19 protein-coding genes are annotated in these 24,435 nt (G+C 48.4%); 15 read left to right on the top strand and 4 right to left on the bottom strand.

What is annotated here, in order from left to right; all coding sequences use genetic code 11:
• Positions 1–72 precede the first annotated feature (72 nt).
• The 3 genes from P364_RS0115980 (at position 73) to P364_RS0115970 (ending at position 3,393) form a co-directional block, all read left to right on the top strand.
• A complete protein-coding gene (locus tag P364_RS0115980; RefSeq protein WP_024631105.1) occupies positions 73–936 on the top strand; it encodes a DegV family protein in 864 nt (287 codons plus the stop codon).
• A 10-nt stretch (positions 937–946) separates the two neighbouring features.
• On the top strand, positions 947–2,992 hold the full coding sequence (gene recG, locus P364_RS0115975; protein ID WP_024631104.1) for an ATP-dependent DNA helicase RecG: 2,046 nt from the start codon (positions 947–949) through the stop codon (positions 2,990–2,992).
• A 113-nt stretch (positions 2,993–3,105) separates the two neighbouring features.
• Entirely contained in the window at positions 3,106–3,393 is a 288-nt protein-coding gene (locus P364_RS0115970) for a stage VI sporulation protein F (protein WP_024631103.1), read from the top strand.
• A 336-nt stretch (positions 3,394–3,729) separates the two neighbouring features.
• Here the strand turns inward: P364_RS0115970 and P364_RS0115965 are convergent, their stop codons facing one another.
• Positions 3,730–4,311 carry a hypothetical protein gene (locus tag P364_RS0115965; protein ID WP_024631102.1) on the bottom strand — a complete coding sequence of 194 codons (582 nt, stop codon included), beginning with the start codon at positions 4,309–4,311 and terminating at the stop codon, positions 3,730–3,732.
• 724 nt (positions 4,312–5,035) lie between these two features.
• On the opposite strand from P364_RS0115965, the gene P364_RS0115960 reads away from it, so the two are divergent.
• The 5 genes from P364_RS0115960 (at position 5,036) to glsA (ending at position 10,665) form a co-directional block, all read left to right on the top strand.
• Positions 5,036–6,688 carry a sensor histidine kinase gene (locus P364_RS0115960; RefSeq protein WP_024631101.1) on the top strand — a complete coding sequence of 551 codons (1,653 nt, stop codon included), beginning with the start codon at positions 5,036–5,038 and terminating at the stop codon, positions 6,686–6,688.
• Positions 6,689–6,698: 10 nt separating this feature from the next.
• Complete coding sequence (locus tag P364_RS0115955) at positions 6,699–7,511, top strand: LytR/AlgR family response regulator transcription factor (RefSeq protein WP_024631100.1); 813 nt, start codon at positions 6,699–6,701, stop codon at positions 7,509–7,511.
• A 120-nt stretch (positions 7,512–7,631) separates the two neighbouring features.
• On the top strand, positions 7,632–8,921 hold the full coding sequence (locus tag P364_RS0115950; RefSeq protein WP_173405226.1) for an L-lactate MFS transporter: 1,290 nt from the start codon (positions 7,632–7,634) through the stop codon (positions 8,919–8,921).
• A gap of 205 nt (positions 8,922–9,126) precedes the next feature.
• Positions 9,127–9,609 (top strand): GNAT family N-acetyltransferase, encoded by a 483-nt coding sequence (locus P364_RS0115945; protein WP_052016635.1) that lies wholly within the window; start codon positions 9,127–9,129, stop codon positions 9,607–9,609.
• A 114-nt stretch (positions 9,610–9,723) separates the two neighbouring features.
• The gene (gene glsA, locus P364_RS0115940; protein WP_024631097.1) at positions 9,724–10,665 is read left to right on the top strand and encodes a glutaminase A; all 942 of its coding nucleotides are present in this window, start codon (positions 9,724–9,726) and stop codon (positions 10,663–10,665) included.
• Positions 10,666–10,868: 203 nt separating this feature from the next.
• On the opposite strand, the gene P364_RS0115935 is transcribed toward glsA, so the two are convergent.
• Both P364_RS0115935 and P364_RS0115930 read right to left on the bottom strand, forming a co-directional pair.
• Positions 10,869–11,210, bottom strand: a complete 342-nt coding sequence (locus P364_RS0115935) for a YolD-like family protein (protein WP_024631096.1) — start codon at positions 11,208–11,210, stop codon at positions 10,869–10,871.
• On the bottom strand, positions 11,207–12,451 hold the full coding sequence (locus P364_RS0115930) for a DNA polymerase IV (RefSeq protein ID WP_024631095.1): 1,245 nt from the start codon (positions 12,449–12,451) through the stop codon (positions 11,207–11,209). The genes P364_RS0115935 and P364_RS0115930 overlap by 4 nt, the downstream gene beginning before the upstream one ends.
• A gap of 859 nt (positions 12,452–13,310) precedes the next feature.
• Between P364_RS0115930 and P364_RS0115920 the strand changes: the two genes are divergently transcribed.
• The 6 genes from P364_RS0115920 (at position 13,311) to P364_RS0115895 (ending at position 21,687) form a co-directional block, all read left to right on the top strand.
• A complete protein-coding gene (locus P364_RS0115920) occupies positions 13,311–15,536 on the top strand; it encodes a hypothetical protein (protein ID WP_024631094.1) in 2,226 nt (741 codons plus the stop codon).
• Between the two features lie 26 nt (positions 15,537–15,562).
• Positions 15,563–16,774, top strand: coding sequence for a HEAT repeat domain-containing protein (locus tag P364_RS0115915; protein WP_024631093.1), 1,212 nt, complete (start codon positions 15,563–15,565; stop codon positions 16,772–16,774).
• A 22-nt stretch (positions 16,775–16,796) separates the two neighbouring features.
• Entirely contained in the window at positions 16,797–18,194 is a 1,398-nt protein-coding gene (locus tag P364_RS0115910) for a glycosyltransferase family 2 protein (protein WP_029881031.1), read from the top strand.
• A 255-nt stretch (positions 18,195–18,449) separates the two neighbouring features.
• Positions 18,450–19,253: a response regulator transcription factor gene (locus P364_RS0115905; RefSeq protein ID WP_024631091.1), complete on the top strand. Its 804-nt coding sequence runs from the start codon at positions 18,450–18,452 to the stop codon at positions 19,251–19,253.
• Between the two features lie 134 nt (positions 19,254–19,387).
• Positions 19,388–20,755 (top strand): nucleotide sugar dehydrogenase, encoded by a 1,368-nt coding sequence (locus tag P364_RS0115900; protein ID WP_024631090.1) that lies wholly within the window; start codon positions 19,388–19,390, stop codon positions 20,753–20,755.
• Positions 20,756–20,763: 8 nt separating this feature from the next.
• On the top strand, positions 20,764–21,687 hold the full coding sequence (locus P364_RS0115895; RefSeq protein WP_024631089.1) for a hypothetical protein: 924 nt from the start codon (positions 20,764–20,766) through the stop codon (positions 21,685–21,687).
• 143 nt (positions 21,688–21,830) lie between these two features.
• Here P364_RS0115895 and P364_RS0115890 read toward each other — a convergent pair whose 3' ends face one another.
• Positions 21,831–22,703, bottom strand: a complete 873-nt coding sequence (locus P364_RS0115890) for a helix-turn-helix transcriptional regulator (RefSeq protein WP_024631088.1) — start codon at positions 22,701–22,703, stop codon at positions 21,831–21,833.
• Between the two features lie 467 nt (positions 22,704–23,170).
• Here P364_RS0115890 and P364_RS0115885 point away from each other — a divergent pair, with 467 nt between their 5' ends.
• Complete coding sequence (locus P364_RS0115885) at positions 23,171–24,352, top strand: LLM class flavin-dependent oxidoreductase (RefSeq protein WP_236642448.1); 1,182 nt, start codon at positions 23,171–23,173, stop codon at positions 24,350–24,352.
• Positions 24,353–24,435: the final 83 nt, after the last annotated feature.

Genomic DNA, 24,435 nt, shown 5'->3' with positions numbered 1-24,435 from the left:
TTGTTCAAAAAGTCCCCAATGGATCACTATTTGAACATGCACTATAGCACTTAAGCAAAGAGGAGGGATCTCATGAGCCACAAGGTTGCGATCGTAACCGACAGTACCGCGGATATACCCGAAGAACTGGTACGTAAATACGGGATTCATGTTGTTCCGCTGCGTGTTCTGTTTGGGGAAGAAGCTTATGCAGACGGTGTTGATCTGACTTCAGAACAGTTCTATGCAAAGTTGGAGAAGGCATCTGTGCTGCCTACAACCTCACAGCCTTCTCCCACTGATTTTATGAATATCTATAACACACTGTTGGATGAGGACCCGGAACGGTCCATTGTATCGATTCATTTGTCTTCCGGTATGAGTGGTACCTATCAATCGGCGCTGCTCGGCAAATCGTTGCTGGAACGTGAAGGCGATATAACGGTACTGGATTCGAAGTCTGCATCCTATGGATATGGATTATTGGTCGTACAGGCTGCCGAGCTTGCCGAGCAAGGCAAATCCGCAGCGGAGATTGCTGCGGCTGTAGCAGCTATGCAGCGGAGCCGCAAGCTGTTCTTTCTTGTAGACACCTTGGAGTATTTACAGAAAGGCGGTCGGATTGGCAAGGCTGCGGCCATCTTGGGAACACTGCTGAATATTAAACCGATCTTGTCCATTGATGAGGAAGGCGTTATTTACGCAGTGGAGAAAGTCAGAGGTCACAAAAAAGCCATGGCACGCATTATTGAGCTGTTTCAGCAGGATCTGGCGGGTCAACGTGTTAATCTGGCGGTAGGTCATACCGCAGACCCCGGATCAGCGATCGCTTGTGCAGAGCAGTTGCGTGGGCATTTTACACTGAATGAAGTGGTGTATACCAATATTGGAGCCGTCATTGGCAGCCATGTTGGGCCAGGCGTAATTGCCATCTTTATGTGGCCTGTTCCGGAATGAGGGATTAGACATGAAATGGGAAGAAATATCGGTTAAACAAATTAGCGGCGTGAGTGCTCTCAAAGAGGGAGAGCTTCACGCCTTTGGCATCTCTACTGTAAAAGACCTGCTTGAATACTATCCGTTCCGTTATGAGGACTATCGTCTGCGTTCGCTCAGCGAAGTCAAGGATGGGGACAAAATTACGGTACAGGGTAAAGTGATGGGTATCCCGGTTTTGCAGCGTTATGGCAAAAAGTCACGCCTTACCTGTAAGGTAATGACGGAAGAGTGGATGATTTCAGCCACTTGGTTCAATCGGCATTTTTTGAAGGAGCAGCTTACACCCAACCGGGAGATTGTGATTACGGGGAAATGGGAACAGAAGCGTATGCAGATGACTGTAACAGATTCGGAATTCCCGGATAAAGGGGAAGGACGATCGGGCACGCTGCAGCCTGTGTATTCGGTAACCGGCAAGCTTACACAGTCCTGGATGCGCAAAACGATTAATCAGGGGTTAGTCCAGTTCGGGGACATGATCCCCGAAATTCTGCCTCAATCACTCATGAAGAAATATGGATTCATGCCCCGCAAACAGGCGATTGCCGGAATTCATCGCCCACAGGATAACCGGGAAGGCCAGCAGGCCAGACAGCGGATGGTGTATGAGGAACTATTTTTGTTTCAACTCAAGATGCAGGCTTATCGTGCATTGAACCGGGACCGTATGGATGGTGTAGTGCATACAACGGATAATACAACGATTCGCGAGTTTGTTCGCAGTCTGCCATTTGAACTGACGGATGCACAGAAGAAGGTAGAGCTTGAAATTCTGCATGATATGCGTTCACCGTATTCGATGAACCGTCTGTTGCAAGGCGATGTAGGCTCTGGAAAAACGGTTATTGCGGCAATTGCCCTGTATACAACCGTTCGTTCCGGTTTTCAGGGAGCTCTGATGGTCCCTACGGAGATTCTGGCAGAACAGCATATGCGCTCATTGCAAAAGCTATTTGAACCTTTTGGCGTAACGGTGGGGCTGTTAACGGGCAGTGTGAATGGACGGAAGCGCAAAGATCTGATTGCATCCTTGCAGATGGGTATGATCGACATTGTGGTGGGTACACACGCTCTGATTCAGGAGGATGTATTTTTCCGCGACCTGGGTCTTGTCGTTACGGATGAACAGCATCGCTTCGGTGTGAACCAGCGCAGCATTTTGCGGCGTAAAGGGTACAACCCGGATGTGTTAACGATGACGGCGACACCTATTCCACGTACACTGGCCATTACGGCTTTTGGTGATATTGAAGTGTCGACCATCTCGGAACGTCCAAAAGGAAGGATTCCAATCTCGACGTACTGGGTTAAGCATGACATGATGGACCGGGTGCTTGGTTTTATTTCGCGAGAAGTGGACCAAGGACGTCAAGCCTATCTGATCTGTCCGCTCATTGAAGAGTCGGAGAAGCTGGATGTACAGAATGCGATTGATCTTCATATCCAGATGCAGCAGAACTTTCCGAAGTACCGTGTAGGTCTGCTGCATGGACGGATGACGGCTGGCGAGAAGGAAGAGATGATGCGTGACTTTTATAGTAACGATATTCAGCTTCTGGTCTCCACAACGGTTGTGGAGGTCGGGGTTGATGTGCCTAACGCAACGCTGATGGTCATTATGGATGCGGACCGCTTCGGTCTGTCGCAGCTGCATCAGCTTCGTGGCCGGGTCGGTCGGGGCGCTCATGCCTCCTATTGTGTGCTCATTGCTGACCCCAAGACGGAGGTTGGGCAGGAGCGCATGAAGGTCATGACAGAAACCGAAGATGGATTCGAAGTATCCCGTCGGGATCTGGATCTGCGGGGACCGGGCGATTTCTTTGGTACGAAGCAAAGTGGATTACCCGAGTTCCGTCTTGCCGACATGGTTGCGGATTTTGCCGTATTGGAGCAGGCCCGGGATGACGTGTCCAGCCTGATTGCGGATGCAAGCTTCTGGACCTCTGTTGACTACGCGCCTTTACGTGATTTTTTACAGCAGCAGCAAGTATTCCAGGGGGATCTGATCGATTGATTGGGCTGCCGAGTTGTGGTTTTCCACATTTTCCGTGGGAATATGTCAAGTGTACAGGCCCTTCTGTCATATGAATAAGAAGTGAGTTCATTATTCAGGAGGTGCTGTACGTTTTGGGTTACCAACAATATGGAATCAGTCCGCAGCTGGTGGAGCGGATCAAAACGAAGATGAAAAATCCCGCTGTCAAAGAGCGTATCAAAAAGTTGATAGATGGGGTCTCCAAGTCTGATTTGCAGGATAAGGCCAAGGTGAGAAGATTGGTCAAGTCGTCAGCGGTCATTTTGAACGAGAATTTTTCAACGGCTCAAGAGGAACAATTCGTTGCTTTTGTCCTTGCGCAGAAGATCGATCCGAACAATACGTTTCATTTGATTAAGCTGTGGGGCATGTTTAGGTAGGGATTCGATGTCATGTTGGGTGGTATAAAATGAAACAGTTTCATTTACACGGGGCACTACGATGACAGAACAACCTTCCGAGCGCTGTTATCCCCGGATTTTTCGAATTGCCTTTTTCAAAGGGGAAAATCTGGGGATAAAGGCGCACGCTTCGCTTCTTCAGGTTTTTTCTGTCCTCTCCGTTATTGTGTAAATTTTAGTTTCACTTTATAAAAACCATATTACATCGAATGTGTATGAAGTAATTTAGTGGAAGGGGGTTCCATAAGTCAGGAAGATGACTTATGGAACCCCTTTTTATTTTTAGCAGCATGATACAAAACACTGTAGTGGGAATTAATCTATATTTTCAATACCCCATTCACCTTCTTCGTTTTTAGTAAAGAAGTAGGTAATACCTTGATTCTCAATACTTCCGTATGAGGATTTTCTTGCAAAGCGTACGCCTGCTCTAATTTGTTCTGGATGATCGAGTTTTTCTAAAAGATCTAACTCATAGAACATGAATTGGTCGGCTGTGTTTTTGTAATAAAAGCGTTCTCTGATGGATTCCAAAGACTTTTTATTCAGATTCTGTTTAAACTTCTTTTCGTTATTCTCTACAACCGATTCAAGATTATTACTTAACTTGGAGATAATCTTTTCGTCAAAGAAGCTGCTTTTATATTTGTCGAAATTAATATAGACACCTTTCTTAAAATCAGCCGCTGTGATGTCCTTAATTGCTTCAATCTCTGTTAGTCCAATCAGACGTTCAATGTTTGTTGGTGTAATGTTGGTTGAAGGGACTTGGCTTGTTGTGTTGTTCGGTTTTTCGTTATTGGAAAGGGTGTTATTATCGTGTGATTTTCCGCATGCTGAGAGAAGTAAGATTCCAATTAAACATAGAGATAAAATACCATAAGAGAGATTTTTCATTAAGTAAATTCCTCCTTGGAATACGAGATAAACGGAGCATGTTGATTATAAGGCAGTTTTTAATAGAAGAACTTTAGATAATTTTTTATGACTTCGCATGTTAGCTAGAGAAAAAGATTGTGCCATCTCATCGCTCTTTATTCTTAACAAAGAAAGAACTGGTGGCTATTAAGGATGCAATAAATACTAAAATTAAAATGTTGTTAGAGGGTATTGTTTTATATATGTAGTTTTCAGCTATTAGTACGAGGGTTGAAATACTTAAGATCATTCTCAGCACATGAGCAGAGGAACGATCAGGGTTTTTGGTGCGCTTCGAGATAAAGTAAACGATGTGCCACAAACCACTAAAAAGCAGGAGTGAACCTATCAATAGCATTATAAACATGTAATACACCTTTCTTAATAAATTACATTGAACCAATTAGCATAATGTTCCAATTAATTATAACACAGTGGATTTATGGAAGTGATATTTTATGTGTAGAGAAGAGAATCAATTGGAATAAAATGAATTCTGTTTCGTCTATTCAACAGGTAAGAGACTGTCCACTAAATTCCTGTACATCTCATTTTCACAGGATTGACTTTGCTTTCCTCCTGGGGGAGCGGTAAACTGTTGCATACGAGCATATATGGACTCAAGGTGAGAAAACGCTGCTACGATCATGGGCGTTTATTTTTGACGGATGTGGAGGAAGTCAGATTGACGGAGATGTTTTCGATGCTGCTGGGGTTGTTTGAACGGGCGGCACTGCTGATTATATTTTTATTCTTTCTGTCGAGGATACCGCGGTTTAGGCAGATTTTGCAAAAGGGAAAATTGAGATGGCAGGAGTACATTGCGGTTACGTTGTTATTCTGTGCATTTGCCATCTTTGGTACCTATACCGGAATTAATGTGGAAGGCTCGCTGGTGAATGTGCGCATTATTGCGATCATGTCTGGCGGCATTCTGTTTGGAGCGCCTGTAGGCATCATTACCGGGATTGTCTCCGGGGTGCATCGGTACTTGATCGATATGGATGGGATTACGGCGATCCCCTGTCTGATTACGAGTATCCTGGCAGGTCTGGTGTCCGGTTATATACATAAGTATACGCCCAAGTCGAAGCGCTGGATGGTCGGTATTGCGGCCGGAATGATCTGTGAGGCACTTACGATGCTGCTGATTCTGTTGTATTCCTATCCCGATCCGCTGGGAGCGGATATTGTCTCGAAGATTGCATTGCCGATGATATTGGGTGAGATGAATATTGGGCTGATCGTGCTGCTGGTGCAGAGTGTGGAAGGGGAAAAGGAAATGATTGCGGCTCGTCAGGCCAAGCTGGCGCTGGAGATTGCGAACAAGACCTTGCCATACTTCCGTTCCATTGACGAAGATTCTTTGCGGAAGATTTGCCGGATTATTCAGGAGGATATTCAGGCGGATGCGGTTGCGATTACGGATACCCGAAATGTACTGGCTTATGTGGGGTTTGGTGAGGAACGATATCATATCGGGAATGAAATTATTAGTGAGATGACGAAGAAAACGATCTCCAGCGGAGAGATTACGATTAGCAATGATGTTATTGATGAAAAAACGCCGGATATTCACTCCCTCCTCATCATTCCACTCAAAGAGCGGGGCGAAGTGACGGGGGCTCTGAAAATTTATTACCGCAAAGCGTACAAGATCACGTATCCTTTGCAAACGATGGCTGTGGGCCTGTCCCAGATTATTTCCACCCAGATGGAAGTATCTCGTGTGGAGGAGATCAAGGCTGCGGCCAATAAGGCGGAGCTGCGTGCATTACAGACCACGATTCATCCTCATTTTCTATTCAATGCGCTGAACGCCATTGCTTCATCGATTCGCACCAAGCCGGATCGGGCACGTGAGTTAATCGTTAATCTGTCGGGATATATGCGCTATAACCTGGAGCTGTCAGATGAGCTTATTGATATTCATAAGGAACTGGAGCAGGTCCGCAATTATGTAGAAATTGAGAAGGCTCGCTTCGGCAGCAGGCTTAACGTCATCTATGACATTGATGAGGTGGCTGTGCATATTCCAAGTCTGGTCATCCAGCCGCTTGTGGAAAATGCCATTATCCACGGCATTCTCAAGGTAAAAGGACCCGGGACTGTACGGATTCGGGTACAGGATTATCCTGACTTTGTGCGGATTGGGGTCAGTGACACAGGAGCAGGTATTGGAGCCGACATTATTGAGCGTGTGTACCATGACCGGATGCCTGCCAACCAAATCGGTTTGTACAACGTACATCGGCGGGTAAAGCTCATTTATGGGCAGGGGTTAACAATTACGAGGGGGGAGCAAGGAACCGATATTTTATTTGATGTACCCAAAGGAGATGTAGTGACAAGGTGATGAACGGTTAATGAGAGCCCTTATCGTTGAAGATGAAATTCCGGCAAGTGAGGAACTGAATTACTTGATACAGGAACATAGCCAAATTGAAGTGGTAGATTGTCTGGAAGATGGACTGGATGTGCTGAAGTTTCTGCAGGAGCAGGAAGTCGACGTTATTTTTCTAGACATAAACATTCCTTCGCTGGACGGCATGATGCTGGCACATCATATTGGGAAGTTTGCGAGCAAGCCATATATCGTATTTACAACAGCCTATAAGGAACATGCGGCAGAAGCTTTTGAGCTGGAGGCGTTTGACTATATTCTGAAGCCTTATGATGAGAAACGGATTGCTGCGATGCTGAATAAACTTGAAACGGCGTTCAGAAGGGATCATGAGCAGGAGAATCGTGAACGTGGCAGCGACGATGGACAGGCTAACCATGTGGCTCAAGTGAACGATGAATGGTCTGCATCCACGATGCAGGTGCGGGAATCCAATGCTCAGACGGGACGACGTATCAATCTGCTGCGCAATGACAATATTATTGTGACAGACACCGCCGATATTTATTATGCGGAAGCACAAGAGAAAGTCACGAAGGTGTATACCAAAAACGGTGAGTTTACGATGCCGGTCAGTATTTCGGATTTTCACGGCCGTTTGCCGCAAGAGACCTTTTTCCGATGTCACCGCTCTTACGTGGTGAATTTGTCTCAAATCCGTGAAATTGTGCCCTGGTTTAACAATACGTATCTGCTTCGCCTACGCGATCTGGAGGCTGAAGTGCCTGTTAGCCGGGGCAAGGTCAAGGAATTCAGGCAGCTCATGCGCATCTAGAGGCATTTCATTCCGCTTCTGATGCAACTCATGCTCAAATCGGTGTAATGAATCCCCTTTCATGTATGATTAGCTTGTGAACGCATTCATATATATGACATCGGCAAAGGGGAGATTACGATGAAAGCAGCTATTTCATCCACACCTAATTCAGCATCTACATCTATGAAAATGAACCGCTGGCTTATTGTACTGGGCACCATTATTGTACAAATGGGTCTCGGAACCATCTACACCTGGAGTTTATTTAATCAACCGCTGTCTGATCGTTTCGGATGGGACGTCAGCTCGGTCGCGATAACTTTTTCGATAACCAGTTTTGCTTTGGCATTTGCCACACTGTTTGCAGGACGACTGCAAGAACGATGGGGGCTTCGTCGCCTGATTCGGGTAGCCGGTGTGGTGCTTGGTCTGGGACTCGTGCTTAGTTCTCAAGTGAGTTCGTTGACACTGCTCTACATCTTGGCTGGATTTGTGGTTGGATTCGCCGATGGTACGGCATATATTACTTCCCTGTCCAACCTGATCAAATGGTTTCCTGAGCGAAAAGGTCTGATCTCGGGTATTTCGGTCGGGGCCTTTGGTACGGGTAGTCTGTTGTTCAAATACGTGAACTCGGCATTAATCGGTGCTGTTGGTCCTGCTCAAGCCTTTATGTATTGGGGCATTATTGTATTGGTATTGATTGTGGGCGGCTCGTTCCTGATCCGTGAAGCGGTAGTTCGTGAACAAGCTCCAGCAAGCAGCACCGAAGGTCCGAAGCAACAAGAAGTACGTCATGATTATACGGTCAAAGAAATGCTGCGTACGAAAGAAGCTTACATGCTGTTCGTTATTTTCTTCACGGCATGTATGAGTGGGCTATATCTAATCGGTATTGTGAAAGACATCGGTGTGCAGCTGGCAGGACTTAACGTGGCTACAGCTGCCAATGCGGTGGCGATGGTTGCCATCTTTAACACCGCTGGACGTATCATTCTGGGTGCGCTGTCGGATAAAGTGGGACGGATGAAAGTCATTGCCGGAGCACTGCTGGTTACGGCTGTTGCCGTAATGACGCTGAGTCTGGTACCGCTGAGCTTTGGCATCTTCTTCGCCTGTGTAGCCGCTATCGCGTTCTGCTTTGGTGGCAATATCACGGTCTTCCCGGCGATTGTGGCAGATTACTTCGGACTGAAAAATCAGAGCAAAAACTACGGCGTCATCTATCAGGGATTTGGATTGGGTGCCTTGGCCGGATCGTTTATCAGCGCCCTGCTGGGCGGATTCCACCTTACCTTTATTGTGATCGCCGTACTGTGTGCCGTCTCGCTCCTGCTGGCGTTGATTATTACGCCTCCGGGTCAGGGACGTCGTACACGTCAACGTGAACAGCAGATGAATCTTAACCCTTCATCCCGGGCAAGCTGATCGTATGGGGACGAAGTTCTATTTTATAAAAAGCAAGCTGGGCGGTCTCTGTGGAGGCCGCTTTTTTGGTACCAGCTCAACCGGAGAGGAGAGAGACTTCTGTACATGAAGCGGTTGTGTGCAATGCATACTTTGCTTCTGGTATACTCTAGGTGAAATCAAAAGAGCAAGTTCTTGTTAGCCATTTAGAGGAGGTATGTCCGTCATGAATTTCTTGAAATATGCATCATCTGATTTTGCTGATTATTATGCTCTTGTGTCCAATATTGAAGTTATGCAACAAATTACCGAACGTGCTCTGCCTGAGCATGAAGCTACAGCGGAATTTGAATCCATGCTGAATTATAATCAGGGGAATGACTGCGGATATTATCGGATATCCGGTGAAGACGGGGTAGGGATGGCCTACGCTAAACTGATCCCGGATGAATCCGATTCATCGCGGGCGGAAATGGGTTATATGATTCTGCCTGAACACTGGGGGAAAGGACACGGGACTTCCATTGCAGCTCGGCTGATTATTCAGGCACAAGCGGCAGGAATTGCTGTACTCTATGCGGTTATCGATCCGTCCAATGCGGCATCCCGTCAAATATTGCTCAGACAGAACTTTGTATCCACATGGGTGGGGGATTATGAGGGATTACCCGGCGAAATTCTGGAGCTGAATCTTCAGGTAAAGCGCTAAGGGATCAGGCTTGCGGGTAATACATACTATCCCGGGCATTTTGCATCACTTCGATGGGAACTCATCATTCGAAAGCACGCGAAATGCTCATACAGAGATTTGGAGGAGATGGAGATGAGCAATACTGCAATGGAACAATTGAATTTATTGCTGCCCGAATGGCTGGAGACCAGCCGTTTGCATACTGGACAGGGGAAGGTGGCTTCTTATATTCCCGAGTTGTTCAAGGCTTCGCAGGACGAACTGGGTATACATATCATGAACGCCGAAGGCAATCATGTGTCGGCCGGAGATTGTGGTGTCCCGTTTACGATGCAAAGTATCTCCAAGGTATTTACACTTATTCTGGCTCTGATGGATCATGGGGAGGAAGCGGTCTTTTTTAATGTAGGAAAAGAACCTACCGGGGATGATTATGACTCCATGATCAAGCTCGAACTGGTGGAACCGGGCATTCCGTTTAATCCATTGATCAATGCGGGCGCGATTACGGTATCGTCCCTGATTGGCGGGGATTGCAAAGAGGAGAAGTCCCGGCGCATTTTGGAATTTTTCCGTAAGCTGGCGAATAATGATCGACTGGACTACAACGAAGCAGTATATCGGTCCGAATGGGAAACTGGCCATCTGAACCGCTCGCTTGGTTATTTTCTGAAGCATAATGGCGTACTCAAGGATGATGTCGAAGATGTGCTTGCCGTCTATTTCCGCCATTGCTCCATCGAGGTGACTTGTGCGGATCTGGCCCGTATGGCACTGGTGCTTGCTTATGACGGGACAGATCCCATCACTGGAAATGAGCTTATCCCTCGTCGTTATGTACAGATTGCCAAAACGTTCATGACCACCTGCGGTATGTATAATGCATCCGGCGAATTTGCGATTCAGGTCGGACTGCCTGCCAAGAGTGGAGTGTCGGGTGGAATACTGACCCTGGTTCCAGGACAGTTTGGCATCGGTCTTGTAGGTCCGGCTCTGAATCGGAAAGGAAACAGCATTGCAGGCGTGCATCTGCTTGAGCGTCTTTCCAAGGAATTTGACTGGAGTTTATTCTAATGAAGTCCTTGAAGCCATCTCCTTACCCTCCTGAGTAGCCGATGAATCACCAATCCGTCCTTTTGCTTCTTTGGAACGAAATGCCCCATGTGGATGTGGCTTGTCGGCTGCTTCAGTCCTGCAACAGAATGTGTAGGAAAACGGTCCTGCATGGCAACAGCCATGCTGCATCTATTCCGGTGTACCCGCAATGCCAGCCCGCCTCATTCATTCGCGAGTACCACATCTGTAATGAGATTCATCTGAATGTCCCGGGTCCCGCTCTCCATCAGCAGCTTAAGGGTACGGGCAGGGGAGTCCAATCGGAGCACCTGTCCGGTAAAGCGGATATCATCATGTTCATGGAACAGGGTGATGGTGACAGCATCCCCGAGCACCATCGAGTTACTAAGCAAACGGGACATTTCTTCCGCTGCCTGGGCATCCAGGGATGGACGGGTACGGGGAGCGAGCTGCTCCTGATGAATGATATAGGCCTCCCGGTGTTCGGGAAGCATCATGCGCGAGGACTCAAAGATTCCGTTTTGCTGCAATTTTTTACTCATTTATAGTGACCTCCAATTTTATGAGAACGGTCCTGTGCCTGTGCGGACGAGCAGAGCGAGGAGGCCCGCATAATCGCGGTATCTCCGAACTTGCGCTTGATGTCATCCGTGGCGCGTTCCAGTTCTCTTTTACGTTCACGGTCATCGAACCAGGATAGCTGTACTTCGGAATCGGGCACGAGTCCGGTCAATGACACGCTGATGCGGCGAATGGGTAATCCGTCCCAATGGCGCAGAAACAGAGCAGCTGCCGCATCGTATACTTCATCGGTGATGTTGGTAGGTTCATTCACCTTCATCTGGCGGGAGAAGCCGGTTGGACGATCATAATCCTGCCCCCGACATCCAACAGAGACGACATTACCCATGAGCGATTTGTCCCGGGAACGCCTGCTGACCAGCTCTGCCAATTCGAGCAGCACCACCTTGATGTCCGCCCACGATTCATAGTCCCGAGGCAATGTCATCTGATGTCCAATGCCCTGCTGCTGGTGAGCATATGTCCCGGGTTTTACCGGAGAATCATCGATCCCGCGGGCAATACGCCACAATACCTCACCGTTTACCCCCCAACGCTCTCTCAGCCGGGACAACGGAGTCTGTGCCAGATCACCGATCGTATGAATCCCCATCTTGTAGAGATGCTGTCCCATCCGGGAACCGACCATAAACATGTCTCGAACAGGTTTATTCCACAGCGTTTTCTGCATGTCCTTGCGGGGCAGTGTATAGATACCTCCCGGGACTTTTTTGGCATACAGGTCACAGGCCATCTTGCTAACAACCTTGGTGTCGCTGATGCCAACGCGGATATAGACACCAGTCTCTTCCATCACCCTGTCCTGAATGCTGCGGGCAATGGTTTCAGGGCTGCCGAACAGGTCCAAACTTCCGGTGACATCGAGAAACTGCTCATCAATACTATACGGTTCAACCAGATCGGTATAGGACTGAAGGATACGGGTAATGTGTAGGGAAACACGAATATATTCAGCCATCCGGGGACGAATGACGACAACATCGGGGCATTTGGCGAGAGCCTCACCCAGCCGTTCTGCTGTAGTAATTCCATAGGACTTGGCGAGTGGGCAGGCTGCCAGAATAATACCCGAACGGCGTGCGGGATCTCCCGCAACAACAAGCGGACGGTCTCTGTATTCGGGATGTGCAGATTTCTCTACACTGGCATAAAACGACTGGCAATCGGCCAGCATAATGACACGTCCGTCTTTGCGGGGCATAGTACTTCTCTCCTTTTATTCATAAATCGGCTACTTCTGTACAACGATGGAACTCATTCAGCCAACGTTATTTTACAGTTTACTTACAGTATGGAACAAGTGTTCCTGTTTTATAAGCATATCTGACAATGTCAGATGCGGCAACCGGAATTATTTTGCAAATTGGACACAATTATTGAACGGACCTAATAGAGTCAAAATTTAGGAAATTAGATGTATTTTTTTACATTTCGTGTAAGAGATCCGTGACTTCCGGGTGAGGACCGGGTGTTCATTCAGCTTTATGTAAAAGTAATATAAATGGGCACAGTCCTATAAGGGGGGACTGATGTCCTTTTTTCATTTTCTGCACTTTTCAGAAAACCTTGATAGGGCGCGGGTTTTCAAGGATACGTTATCGGACTATAGTATCAATTTTGTAATCTTTATGGGTAATACTGTAAAAACGTCCGCAACTTTAAAGTATCAATAGCGTTTAATGGGGTAAGCGTTCAAGCGGAAACAGATCTCACAATCCGCGTTGCATATAACAATAACGGGTAGAGATGTGCAAGGCTGGAAGAACCTCAAACGGACGGTTAAAGTAGCCTATATTCGTGTTCATGGAGGATGAGGGCCAGAAGGTCACCTGGATGCTAGTTGATGGCGGTTTTTACGAATTATGGGCAGAATGTTGCAGTTTACGTTTGCTTCCATCAGCCTAGTTACAAATGCAGAGACTTAGAGCTATAGTGAGAACACACCGCTGACATCTCTACCCAAAGCGGACATCCGAAGCGGGATTCCCCGCATACCTTCATGTCATTCAAGATCTGAACTGAAGCAGGATGCATACTAGAGAGGTGAGCAATTAAGAACCATGAGCAGACGAAGACGAAAGCGCTGGTTGTTGACGATGTTGACCGGAGCGGCCGTAGTGACGGGCGGAATATTTGCCGGTTGGCACTACATGCAACCCCAGCTCGTTACGTACACAGCGGAGAACGGTACGGAGATGAAATTCAGGACCGATGGAGACCGGTTCATGGAATATGGACCCGATGGCACATGGCGGGAGATGTTCGTCAAAGGGGTAAACCTGGGCGCAACATCACCGGGACATTACCCGGGCGAATTTCCGTTGACCAAAGAGGATTACTTGAGGTGGTTCCAGCAGATTGAGGATCTTGGAGCCAATGTGATCCGGGTGTATACGGTGCATGAGCCGATTTTTTACACAGCATTGGTTGATTATAATCGCGGCAGGGAGCAACCGTTATATTTTATACAGGGCATATGGTCGCCGGAAGAAGAACTGATCGAGAAGCAGGATGCCTATGCTGACCATATTGAGCAGACGTTCAAGCAGGAGATTGAAAAGGCGGTATCCGCTGTATATGGTGATGCGGACATTCCCGATAAACCGGGCGAGTCAAGCGGTAAATACAAGACGAATGCCGGGAAATACCTGATGGCTTGGCATGTGGGTACCGAGTGGGACCCTTCGATGGTGAACAACACGAATGAGAGCCATCCCGATGTGCCGCAGTATAAGGGCGTTCATTTTTCCGGGACGCAGGATGCATCACCGTTTGAAAATTGGCTGGCCGAGCTACTGGACTATACCGCCGTATTGGAGAAGAAATACGGATGGGAGCATCCGATGACCTTCACCAACTGGGTAACTACTGACGTGTTGGATCATCCGGGCGAGCCGCTATTCGAGGAGGATCTGGTCAGTGTAGATGCACGCCATATTCAACCGGAAGAGTGGCAGGGCGGATATTTTGCAGCATACCATGTGTACCCTTATTACCCGGATTTGTTCCATACGGACCAGACACTTCAGACCATCAAGGACGAGAACGGCGAGTACAACACGTACAAAAGTTATCTACGCAAGCTCAAAGCCGAGTTTTCCGATATGCCTGTAATGATTACAGAGTACGGTGTACCGTCTTCGCTGGGAATTTCCCATCTGGGTATGGGAGGCCGGGATCAGGGCGGACATAACGAGGTGGAGCAAGGAGAAATCGACGCATCGCTGACTCAGGATATTTATGACGAAGGGTATGCGGGAGCGATTTTGTTCATGTGGCAGGATGAGTGGTTCAAGAAAACCTGGAACACAATGCCGCTGGAAATTCCAGCTGATCGGCGTGCCTACTGGTTGAACGTGCTGACGAATGAGAAAATGTTTGGTCTGCTCGCCATGGACCCTGGTAAACAGGAACAGCTAACCATAGACGGTAAACTGGATGACTGGAATGCGCTGAAGAAGGAAGAGGTCACCGTCTGGCCAGGCAAGGTCGATGGCATCAAGGAAATGAAGATGACCCATGATGAAGCCTACCTGTACATCGGCATGACGCTGGATCAGCCTTTTGACCCGGATCAGACCTTGCTGCGCATTGGAACGAATACGCTGGATGGTGGCAATCAGCCAGGCACGAGGCTTCCGGATCGAACACTCAGTGATGGTCTCGAAACGGTGATCACACTAGGACAGGATGCTGAATCGCAAGTGGAGATCGCCAAAGACTATGACTTTAACCAGCGGCTCTATGGCAAGGACGGTTACGGGATGCTGCCGGAAGAGCAAAAGAATGCAGCAGATCCATTCCATCCATGGAATCTGGCGGTCAGCCTGAGGATGACCCCACCGGATACCCGGTCTGCCCAACCGTTCATGAATGAAAAGGTCGGTACATTGAAGCGGGGAACGACTGCTCCAGATCAGTCCGATACCGATTCGTTAACCGCCTGGCAATATAACGGTAATCAGGTTGAGATGCGTATTCCCTGGATGCTGCTTGGATTCGGTGACCCAAGTTCACTGCAAGCCATCAAGTATGGTGCGCTGAAGGGTGGACGGGAATTCGAAACGGTCGCGGTCAAGGGCGTCACTCTGGTTCCGTGGCTAATGGATCGTTCTACTGGAGATATCTCTTGGCCCGGTGGTGAACAGAAGACACTGGATGTGAAGACATTGCCTATATACAGCTGGCAGCCATGGGAGCAAGTACAGTACAGTGAGCGACTAAAACTGAGCTACGAGGAAATGAAGAAACGGTATGAACAAATTCCAAGTTTTCAGACCGAATAAATGAGTATAAAGGAGGACCTTTTCACATGTTTCCGAATTTGGCTTTGGCTTATCTATTTCTATACATCTGTACAGCGCTCGTCGTTGTGGGTGTGATCCTGCTGTTTGCCATGAAAATGTCCCACAACGGCAAACGGCGCAAGATTGAATTTTATAAATTAAAACAGCGTGATTACTTTACGTATCTCCAGACGGCGCTGACAGAGGACAGTCCCCTGCGATTGCCACCTGGGAAGCTGGCTCGGCTTGAGCGCCGGGTCATCCAGAGCAAGCTTATTGAGTGGATTGATCAGTTCAAGGGAGAGTATCGCAACAAATTGATTGTACTCTGCCGTGAAGCCGGATTTGTAGAGCAGGACCTGAAGGAACTGAGCCGTATTCGTTACGGACGCCAAATTGATGCGGCTTATCGATTGGGCGGCATGCGTTGTCCAGAGGCTGTTCCAGGTTTGATGGAATTGCTTAAGGATGAGAAGCCGGGTCCGATGGCGATTATGATTGGTCGTTCGATCGCAAGATGTACCACTCGCCAGGGTGAACTGAAAGACATGCTCGCGCTGCTGTTAACCAAAGGAAAATCGATTCATCATCTGGCAGCAGATATTTTGCTCGAAACCAGTCTGGACACAAGCCGAATTCTCATTGAATTGCTGGAAGACCGCAATCCTGATTTTGTCAAAGTGGGACTCGTAGCGATGTGGGGACAGGCTGTACCGGAAGTGATGCCTGCACTCGACAGACTCGTAGGTGCAGAACACCAGGATGTACGGGCAGAAGCGGTGAAGCTGTATCTCAGCGCAAGTCCGGCACTTCAGGACGAGACCATTCTGAAGCTTATGCAGGATTCGGACCCGGAGGTGCGTGCCGAAGTGGTTCTGGCGCTCGGTTCGAAACATGCGGCAGGCAGCATTCCACTGCTGCGCAAAGCGCTGCGTGACGAAGACTGGGGTGTACGCTATAACAGTGCGGAGAGCCTGAGCAAGTTGGGCGAACCGGGATTTGAAGCCTTGTGTCAGGCCGCCGTGCAGGGTACAGGTGCTGAAAGAGAGATTGCCATGCAACAGATTGAGAGCACGATGCAGCACTCAGGAACAGACCACAAAGCCGTTGACCAGATGATTGCACATAACAAAAAAAGGCTGCTGTATGATCGGTACTTCGGTCCCGTACGCGGGAACCGGACGACAAGCAAGAAACGTACAGGTGTGGCTGCGGTAGGAGGGGATTACACTGCTTAGAGATCTACTATTAATCTATGGCATGGTCGCGATCTACTATGTCGTTGCCGTAAATACGCTCTATTTTTCCATTCTGGCCTTATCATTCCGTAACATTTGGACGATCTTCAGGCGGTCGCAATATTCCAAATACAATACATTATCAGGATCGGAGCTCGTACCATCGGTTTCCTTGCTGGTGCCTGCATACAACGAGGAACTGACGATTATTGAAAATGTGAACTGCCTGATGACGCTGAATTATCCAACATATGAAGTCATCGTGGTGAATGATGGCTCCAGCGATACCACCTTAAAGGTGCTGCTGGAAGAATATCGACTTAAACCAGTACCGAACACGAAGATCCGGGGCAAGATTTCCTGTCAGAAAATTCGCGGGATCTACCACAATCCGGAATTCCCGGACCTGTATGTCATTGATAAGGAAAACGGCGGGAAGGCCGATTCCCTCAATGCTGGAATTAACCTGTCCCATTACCCGCTGATCTCTTCCATTGATGCCGACTCTTTGCTGGAGAAGGATGCCCTGATTCGCATGGCTCGCATGTATATGGAGAATCCGGAAGAGACGGTTGCTATTGGCGGGGATGTACGGATCGCTAACGGCTGCAAAATCGAAAACGGGGCAGTGCAGGACGTTTCACTGCCTCGCAAGATTTGGCCGATGTTCCAGTCCATCGAGTATCTCAAAGCATTTCTCGGCGGACGGATCGGTTGGAGTCACATGAATGGTCTGATTATTGTCTCGGGTGCCTTCGGTATGTTCCGCAAGGATGCGGTTATCGCCGTTGGGGGATATCGGGACGGTTATCCGGGTGAAGACATGAACATTATCATCAAGCTTCACCGTTATATGCTGGAGAACAAATTGAAATACCGCGTAGCCTTCTGCCCTGAGGCCGTGTGCTGGACACAGGCGCCGGATTCCTACCGGATCTTGTCCAGTCAGCGCAAGCGCTGGGGACGCGGAAATCTGAAGAACATGCTTGAGAACCGCGGCATGTTGTTCAACCCGAAATATAAAGTCATGGGCATGCTGACCATGCCGTACAACATCCTTTTTGAAGCGCTGAATCCGTATTTCCGTATTACCGGACTTCTCGCTCTCACGGGATATGTACTAATGGATATGACCCAGTGGCCGATACTTGTGCTCTTTGGATCGCTCAACATTGTGAGTGGTTATCTGCTCAGTGTGGGAGCTCTTGTGCTCGAGGAAATTGCATTCAAGCGGTATAACAAGCTGTCCGATCTGGTCAAAATGCTGTTCTACTCCGCTCTGAAATTCGTCGGCTATCATCAGCTCGGCGTGCTGTGGAGATTGCAGGGGCATATTCAGTTCATGCAAAAAAACAATTCATGGGGTACCATGACACGCCAGAGCTGGTCCGAGGAAGAGAAAACAAGCGAGGCGGCTTAAGCACAGCGTAATCAAAGTAATACAGCAGAAATCATATAGATGTTCAACTAAACATTTACACGGGAACGGAGAGGACAGAAATAACCTGAAGAAGCGAAGCGTTCGCCTTTATCCCCGGATTTCCCCTTGTCAGAAAGCAATCAAAAAATCTGGGGATAACAGCGATCGGAAGGTTGTTCTGTTATCGAAGTGTCAGTGTAAATACCCATTAGTTGAACTTGTATAGATAACCGAGGGAGAAGGGTGGAAAAGAACATGCCAAATACGGCGACATTGCAGCGTGAGGCTGCCGTTAATGTGTACCGCAGTGTAGAACAGGGATTGAAAGAAACGGGTGCCGAAACATGCGGCTTAATGTTCATCCATTGTGCAGGGCAGTCTCAGCCGGAGCAGCAGGTCAGGACACATCTGGAGCAGAACGGTGAGTCTGCGTTTCAGGTGTGGGTGGATGGAGCCACACAGGCGATTGCGGTCCTGCTGCCGGGGTTGACACTGGATGAGGTTCATTATGAGGGGCTTCGCATCAAGCATGAACTGCAGGAGACGGTACCTGGTGCCGATCCGCAAATCACGCTGGCAAGTTTCCCGGCAGGTGAGCGTCCTTCCAAGGCAACCATTCAACATATGGCTGAGTCCGCGAAGCTGGTAGACCCGTCGGAGATTCATATCTACACGCTGGACAAGACGGCAGACGAGCCGGAACGAATTTTGATTGTGGACAACGATCCGACGGTACGCGAGTTTCTGCAATTGCGGCTGAAGATGCAAGGGTACGAAACCTATGAAGCGGTGGATGGGCTGGCTGCATTGGAGCTGATTGAGAAAATCACGCCCGATCTGGTGCTGACCGAATTGAATCTGTATGGCATTGATGGCCTGCCGTTCATTCAACATATCCAGAACCTTGATGTGGAGCAGCCGCCCAAAATCGTCGTTTTGACGGAGCAGCGTGTAGAACAGACGATCAGCCAATGCTTCCGCAGCGGGGTCGATGATTATATGACCAAACCGTTCTCACCTGTGGAGCTGGATGCCCGAATCAGGCGTTGCCTGCATTAGACGCAATCACCAGCACAACCAGGAGAGACAGTAGCCTATTAATCTCGATTAAAACAAATAAGAACATTTACAGACAAACATCTATCAAATGGATTCGTCAATCAACCAAACAAATACACTTTGGAGGGAATATCATGGAGAATCAACAATTCCACACATTACTGAATGCGATTGAAAATAAAGAAGCGGTGCTCGGCGTGGTCGGGCTCGGTTACGTAGGGTTACCACTTGCGGTGGAAATGGTCAATCAGGGTTTCACGGTAATCGGAATTGATCTGGATGCATCCAAAGTGGAGAGCATCTATCAAGGAGATTCCTATATTCATGACATTTCGTCCGAGGAATTGAAAAAAGTAATGCAAAGCGGCCGCTTTCAGCCAACAACGGACTACAGCATGCTGCGCGTGATCGACGCACTGAGCATCTGCGTACCTACACCGCTTAGTGAAAATCAGGACCCGGATACGTCTTATATCGAGACGGTTGTGGATCAGATCAAACTGCACATGAAACCAGGTATGCTGATTACGCTGGAGAGCACCACTTATCCAGGTACAACCGAAGAACTGATTCAGGATGAGCTGGACAAGATCGGACAAGAAGCAGGAAAAGATTACTTCCTTTGCTTCTCGCCTGAACGTGTGGACCCGTCCAACGGACGATTCACTACCTTTAATACACCGAAAGTAATCGGTGGAACAACGGAAGCTTGCCTCAAGCTGGGAACAGCATTGTACAGCAAATACGTTGAAACGGTTGTACCCGTTTCTTCGCCAAAAGTGGCTGAAATGTCCAAACTGCTGGAAAATACGTTCCGCAGCGTAAACATTGCCTTTGTTAATGAAATGGCGATGATGTGTGATCGTATGGGCATTGATATCTGGGAAGTTATCGACGCAGCTGCGACGAAGCCGTTTGGCTTCATGCCATTCTATCCGGGCCCTGGCATCGGCGGTCACTGCATTCCGCTTGATCCGATGTACTTGTCCTGGAAGGCCAAAGGATTCCGTTTCTACAGCAAATTCATCGAGCTGGCACAATCCACTAATGACAACATGCCATATTATGTACTGAACAAAACATCTACGATCCTGAATGAGTACGCGAAATCCGTACGTAAATCCAACATTCTGTTGCTCGGTATGTCGTACAAGCCGAATATTGCCGATTTGCGTGAATCTCCTGGACTGGAAGTCTATGAACTGTTCAAGGAAGGTGGAGCCAATGTCAGCTATTATGATCCACATGCTGAATCGTTCCTGGACAAGCATGGCGAGACGGTATATAGCGAAGTGTTCAATCTGGAGCAGTTCAAGAAATACGATTGCATCGTGCTGATCACCAACCACAGCGATTTGCCTTACTTCGATATTGCCGAGATGGGTGTACCGATTCTGGATACACGTAATGCGTTCAAAACGTACACACATCCGCACATTTACAAGATTGGTCATTCGGTACAGCACCCTGTGCTTGAGCCAAGTGAAGCGTTGCTCGTCTGAGGAATATAATGAACAAGTGGGGCAAACTGTCGGTGAAGGCAAAATGGGCCATTCTGGCCCTGCTGTTCTGCCTGCTGCTTCTGCCCTGGCTACTCAAATGGTTCTCACATGAGGAACACAAAGCGACCTGGCTGTGGGACGCTTCCATTATTGCAGAGCAGACGCCCGAGATTATCTCCTTCTCCAAAGCACAGGGCGTAGATACCATTTTCCTGCAAATCCAGGATGAGGTTTCGGATGAGACGTACCGCAAATTCATTGCGGCTGCCCGGCAGGCTGAGATCGAAGTGCATGCTCTGAACGGTCATGCAGACTGGGCTTATACGGAGAAGCGGGAAGAGGGACTTGCGTTTATTGAAAAAGTACGAGCCTATAATGCGGCTTCGGCCAAAAATGAACGCTTTGAGGGCATTCAGCTGGATGTGGAGCCTTATCAGCTAAAACGCTGGGAGAACGAGCAGAACAGCGTGATTGCGGAGTGGAGCGACAACATGAAGGCCTGGACCCAAGCCGGATCTGATGCCGGACTGTACATGAGCGCCGCGATCCCTTTCTGGCTGGATGCTCGTGAGTCGGCAGAAGGCGGGGGTACATTCAGCCGCTGGGTGATTGACCATTTTGATGCAGTAGCTATTATGGCTTATCGGGATAGTGGTCAACAAATGTATGATCTGTCCAAGGAAGAGCTGGACGAAGCGGATGAGCTTGGCAAGAAAGTATGGGTTGGAGCCGAGCTCGCAGACACCCATGAAGGCGATCATCTAACCTTTTTCAGCAAATCCATTACCAATATGGACGAAGAAATGAAGAAAGTTTTTGATCTTGGCGCTTCTCATTCCTCTTTTGCAGGTGTGGCTGTGCATCATTATGAAGCATGGTATGCGAAGGAAAACGGCGTTCCGCTGGCTCGAAAGAGCGAGGAGAAGAAGTAGCAGGAGCATATGCATAGGCATGTGGTTAACAGAAAGATCGTTGTGAATTGTAAACGGGAAAAGGCAGGTCTCCGTCAAGGAGGCTTGCCTTTTTGCTTTGGGTAGTTTTAGGTAGCTTTCAGTAGCGGGCGATTGGCGACAAATCAGCTTTTGTTGTTCTCGGCTGTTCGATATCGGTTGGGAGGCAGACCGACCTGCTTTTTGAATGCTTTGGAGAAGGAAAACAGGTCGGGGTAACCTACCGAGTGCGCTACTTCAGTTAACGTTAAAGGGGTCTGCACAAGCAGCCGTTTGGCCTGATTCATTTTGAGACGTTGAATATACTGGACAGGGGACAAGCCGTAGGCTTTGCGGAATTGTTTGGCAAAATGGGTCCGATCCACGCCTGCGTGTGAAGATACACCTTCCACCGTAATGCCGCCGGCAAAGTGAATATCCATGTACTCTTTGCCCTTTTGCAGCCATGGTGTGGCAGCGTCTGGTTGAAGTGCTCGGGTAGCGGGCGATTTGGCAATTCGATCAAACAATCCGAGAAAACGGGTAAGTCGTCCCAGGTCGCTTGCGCCTCCCTGAGGTTTGCGAACCTCTTCCATAAAGGCGCGCATGCCACTTGCCGTCTCCGGGGTGAGTACACCTGAACGATGCGGCGCGTCCGGGGTGAGCCCGATTCGTGCCAGAAGTTCGGCTGCATGTTTTCCGTCAAAGGCAATGAAAATTTTGTGCAAAGACTCCTTCGGGTCAGACCAGTACTCATGGGTAACCTGTGGATACAGGCAGAAGGCATCGCGGGCACGCAGGGAATAACGATGTCCGTTCTGTATGAATGTTCCCTCGCCCTCCAGAACAAAGATCAAATAATGAAAAGGCGTCGTTCGCGGGCCAATATGATAGTTGCTCTTGGCTATATTACGGCCGATTCGAATCGGCCAAGCTCCACCGGCTTTCTCGAATTCGGACGGAGTGAAAAAAATAATATCCAAAAACTCGTGGTGGTCCTCCTTCATGCTCTCGATCATCAGGAACACCTCTTTAATATAAGTATAGTTTGTAATCTCTGAAAGGTTCTCTTATAACCTATTATACAGGTGGGTTTTGTAAATATTCAAGATGAGGAAGACCTATTCCTGTGAATTCACCACAAAATGACAAAATAAAATTGCCGCGAAATGACATTGATCACAGACAAATCAATTGGTATGATGTCCATACCTATTAAACCAAGTTAATTAATCGGCATTTGGAAGTATTCTACTTATAAAATGATTAGAAATTAGGCGCACTTTAAAAATAAGGTATAACGAGTGCGAACGTAGTGGAGGGTACGAAATCGATTCTGAAGAAACGCAATGTTTGCCTTTATAACAGTGATCGAAAGAACGATTCGTAACCGGAACGGCCAATGTGCACAACACTGATCTTATTTTTAACATGAGACTTTATTTATTCATAGAAGGGAATGACTTGTGTGAGCGAACAGGAAGAGATGAAATTTGGCTGGTTTTTGCCTACAGCAGGAGACGGAAAATATGTGGGGGTTGCCCCGGAACGGGAACCGAGCCTGGATTATTTGGTTCAAGTGGCGCAGACGGCGGAGACGGCAGGTTTTGAATTTGTATTGATTCCGACAGGAGGAGCTTGTCTGGATGCGTGGGTTGTGGGTTCGGCTGTCATGAGTCACACGAAAACATTGCGTCCACTTGTGGCTATTCGCCCGGGTCTGGTCACCCCTGTATTGGCTGCGCGAATGGGAGCGGCACTGGATCAACTGTCTGGTGGTCGTGCCATGATCAATGTAGTGACAGGCAGCTCGGTTCGGGATCTGGAGGAACTGGGAGATCCACTGGCTCATGCCCATGATGAACGTTATGAACGCGCGAGCGAGTACATGGAAGTGATGAAGCGTTCATGGACGCAATCGACCGGGCTCAATCTGACCGAGTTTGCTGGAAGTGGTGCTCAGTCGAATCAGGAAGCATCCGATGATAATCAGGAGTTTAACGGTAAATATTACAATTTCAAAGCCCCGGTTGGCATGCCTGAAACGGTGCAAAAGCCGTATCCGCCATTCTACCTCGGAGGAAGTTCACCGATTGCGAAACGGGTAGCTGTTGAACATGCAGATACATTCCTCATGTGGGGCGAGCCGCATGACTGGATTCAGGAGCAGATCGAAGAAATTGAAGTCATTCGCGAACAGATCAAAGAGGAAACCGGTCAAGATCGCCAGTTGCGTTACGGCATGCGAGCACAGGTACTCATCCGGGATACCGAAGAAGAGGCATGGGCGGCGGCTTGGGAGATTATTAGCAAAGTCCCACCTGAAGCGATCGAGAAAGCCAAAGCAGCCTTTGCGGAAACGGATGCGACCAACCAGCGCAGACAGAATGAATTGCGGGAACTGTCCGAGAAGCAGCAGTTCGTCGTAGGTCCAAACCTGTGGACAGGTTTGTCTGTTGTGCGTTCCGGCGGAGCGATCCTTATTGTGGGTACAGCCGAACAGGTTGCTGAGCGCTTGATGGAATACGGGGACTTGGGCGTAACGACATTCATTCTGTCCGGTTATCCGCATCTGGAAGAAGCCGAAATTTTTGGACGGACGGTTATGCCGATCATTCGTGAGAAGTGGAAAACAAGACAAAAACAGCATTCAGTTACTACCAATTAAGTGAGTTAACCCTTTTTTTACACTTTAACGGAGAGAGCAGAACCGATCTGAAGAAGCGAAGCGCTCGCCTTTATCACCGGATT

The organism is Paenibacillus sp. MAEPY2 (assembly GCF_000499205.1).
Lineage (GTDB): Bacteria > Bacillota > Bacilli > Paenibacillales > Paenibacillaceae > Paenibacillus > Paenibacillus vandeheii.
Note: the sequence above shows the minus strand (reverse complement) of the source record. Positions and strands in the feature narration are given on the sequence as shown.

Bases quoted from the DNA above. Each gene is read 5' to 3' on its own strand.
- P364_RS0115980 (WP_024631105.1), top strand. From the start codon at position 73: ATGAGCCACAAGGTTGCGATCGTAACCGACAGTACCGCGGATATACCC.
- recG (WP_024631104.1), top strand. From the start codon at position 947: ATGAAATGGGAAGAAATATCGGTTAAACAAATTAGCGGCGTGAGTGCT.
- P364_RS0115965 (WP_024631102.1), bottom strand. From the start codon at position 4,311: ATGAAAAATCTCTCTTATGGTATTTTATCTCTATGTTTAATTGGAATC.
- P364_RS0115960 (WP_024631101.1), top strand. From the start codon at position 5,036: ATGCTGCTGGGGTTGTTTGAACGGGCGGCACTGCTGATTATATTTTTA.
- P364_RS0115955 (WP_024631100.1), top strand. From the start codon at position 6,699: ATGAGAGCCCTTATCGTTGAAGATGAAATTCCGGCAAGTGAGGAACTG.
- P364_RS0115950 (WP_173405226.1), top strand. From the start codon at position 7,632: ATGAAAGCAGCTATTTCATCCACACCTAATTCAGCATCTACATCTATG.
- P364_RS0115945 (WP_052016635.1), top strand. From the start codon at position 9,127: ATGAATTTCTTGAAATATGCATCATCTGATTTTGCTGATTATTATGCT.
- glsA (WP_024631097.1), top strand. From the start codon at position 9,724: ATGAGCAATACTGCAATGGAACAATTGAATTTATTGCTGCCCGAATGG.
- P364_RS0115935 (WP_024631096.1), bottom strand. From the start codon at position 11,210: ATGAGTAAAAAATTGCAGCAAAACGGAATCTTTGAGTCCTCGCGCATG.
- P364_RS0115930 (WP_024631095.1), bottom strand. From the start codon at position 12,451: ATGCCCCGCAAAGACGGACGTGTCATTATGCTGGCCGATTGCCAGTCG.
- P364_RS0115920 (WP_024631094.1), top strand. From the start codon at position 13,311: ATGAGCAGACGAAGACGAAAGCGCTGGTTGTTGACGATGTTGACCGGA.
- P364_RS0115915 (WP_024631093.1), top strand. From the start codon at position 15,563: ATGTTTCCGAATTTGGCTTTGGCTTATCTATTTCTATACATCTGTACA.
- P364_RS0115910 (WP_029881031.1), top strand. From the start codon at position 16,797: ATGGTCGCGATCTACTATGTCGTTGCCGTAAATACGCTCTATTTTTCC.
- P364_RS0115905 (WP_024631091.1), top strand. From the start codon at position 18,450: ATGCCAAATACGGCGACATTGCAGCGTGAGGCTGCCGTTAATGTGTAC.
- P364_RS0115900 (WP_024631090.1), top strand. From the start codon at position 19,388: ATGGAGAATCAACAATTCCACACATTACTGAATGCGATTGAAAATAAA.
- P364_RS0115895 (WP_024631089.1), top strand. From the start codon at position 20,764: ATGAACAAGTGGGGCAAACTGTCGGTGAAGGCAAAATGGGCCATTCTG.
- P364_RS0115890 (WP_024631088.1), bottom strand. From the start codon at position 22,703: ATGATCGAGAGCATGAAGGAGGACCACCACGAGTTTTTGGATATTATT.
- P364_RS0115885 (WP_236642448.1), top strand. From the start codon at position 23,171: ATGAAATTTGGCTGGTTTTTGCCTACAGCAGGAGACGGAAAATATGTG.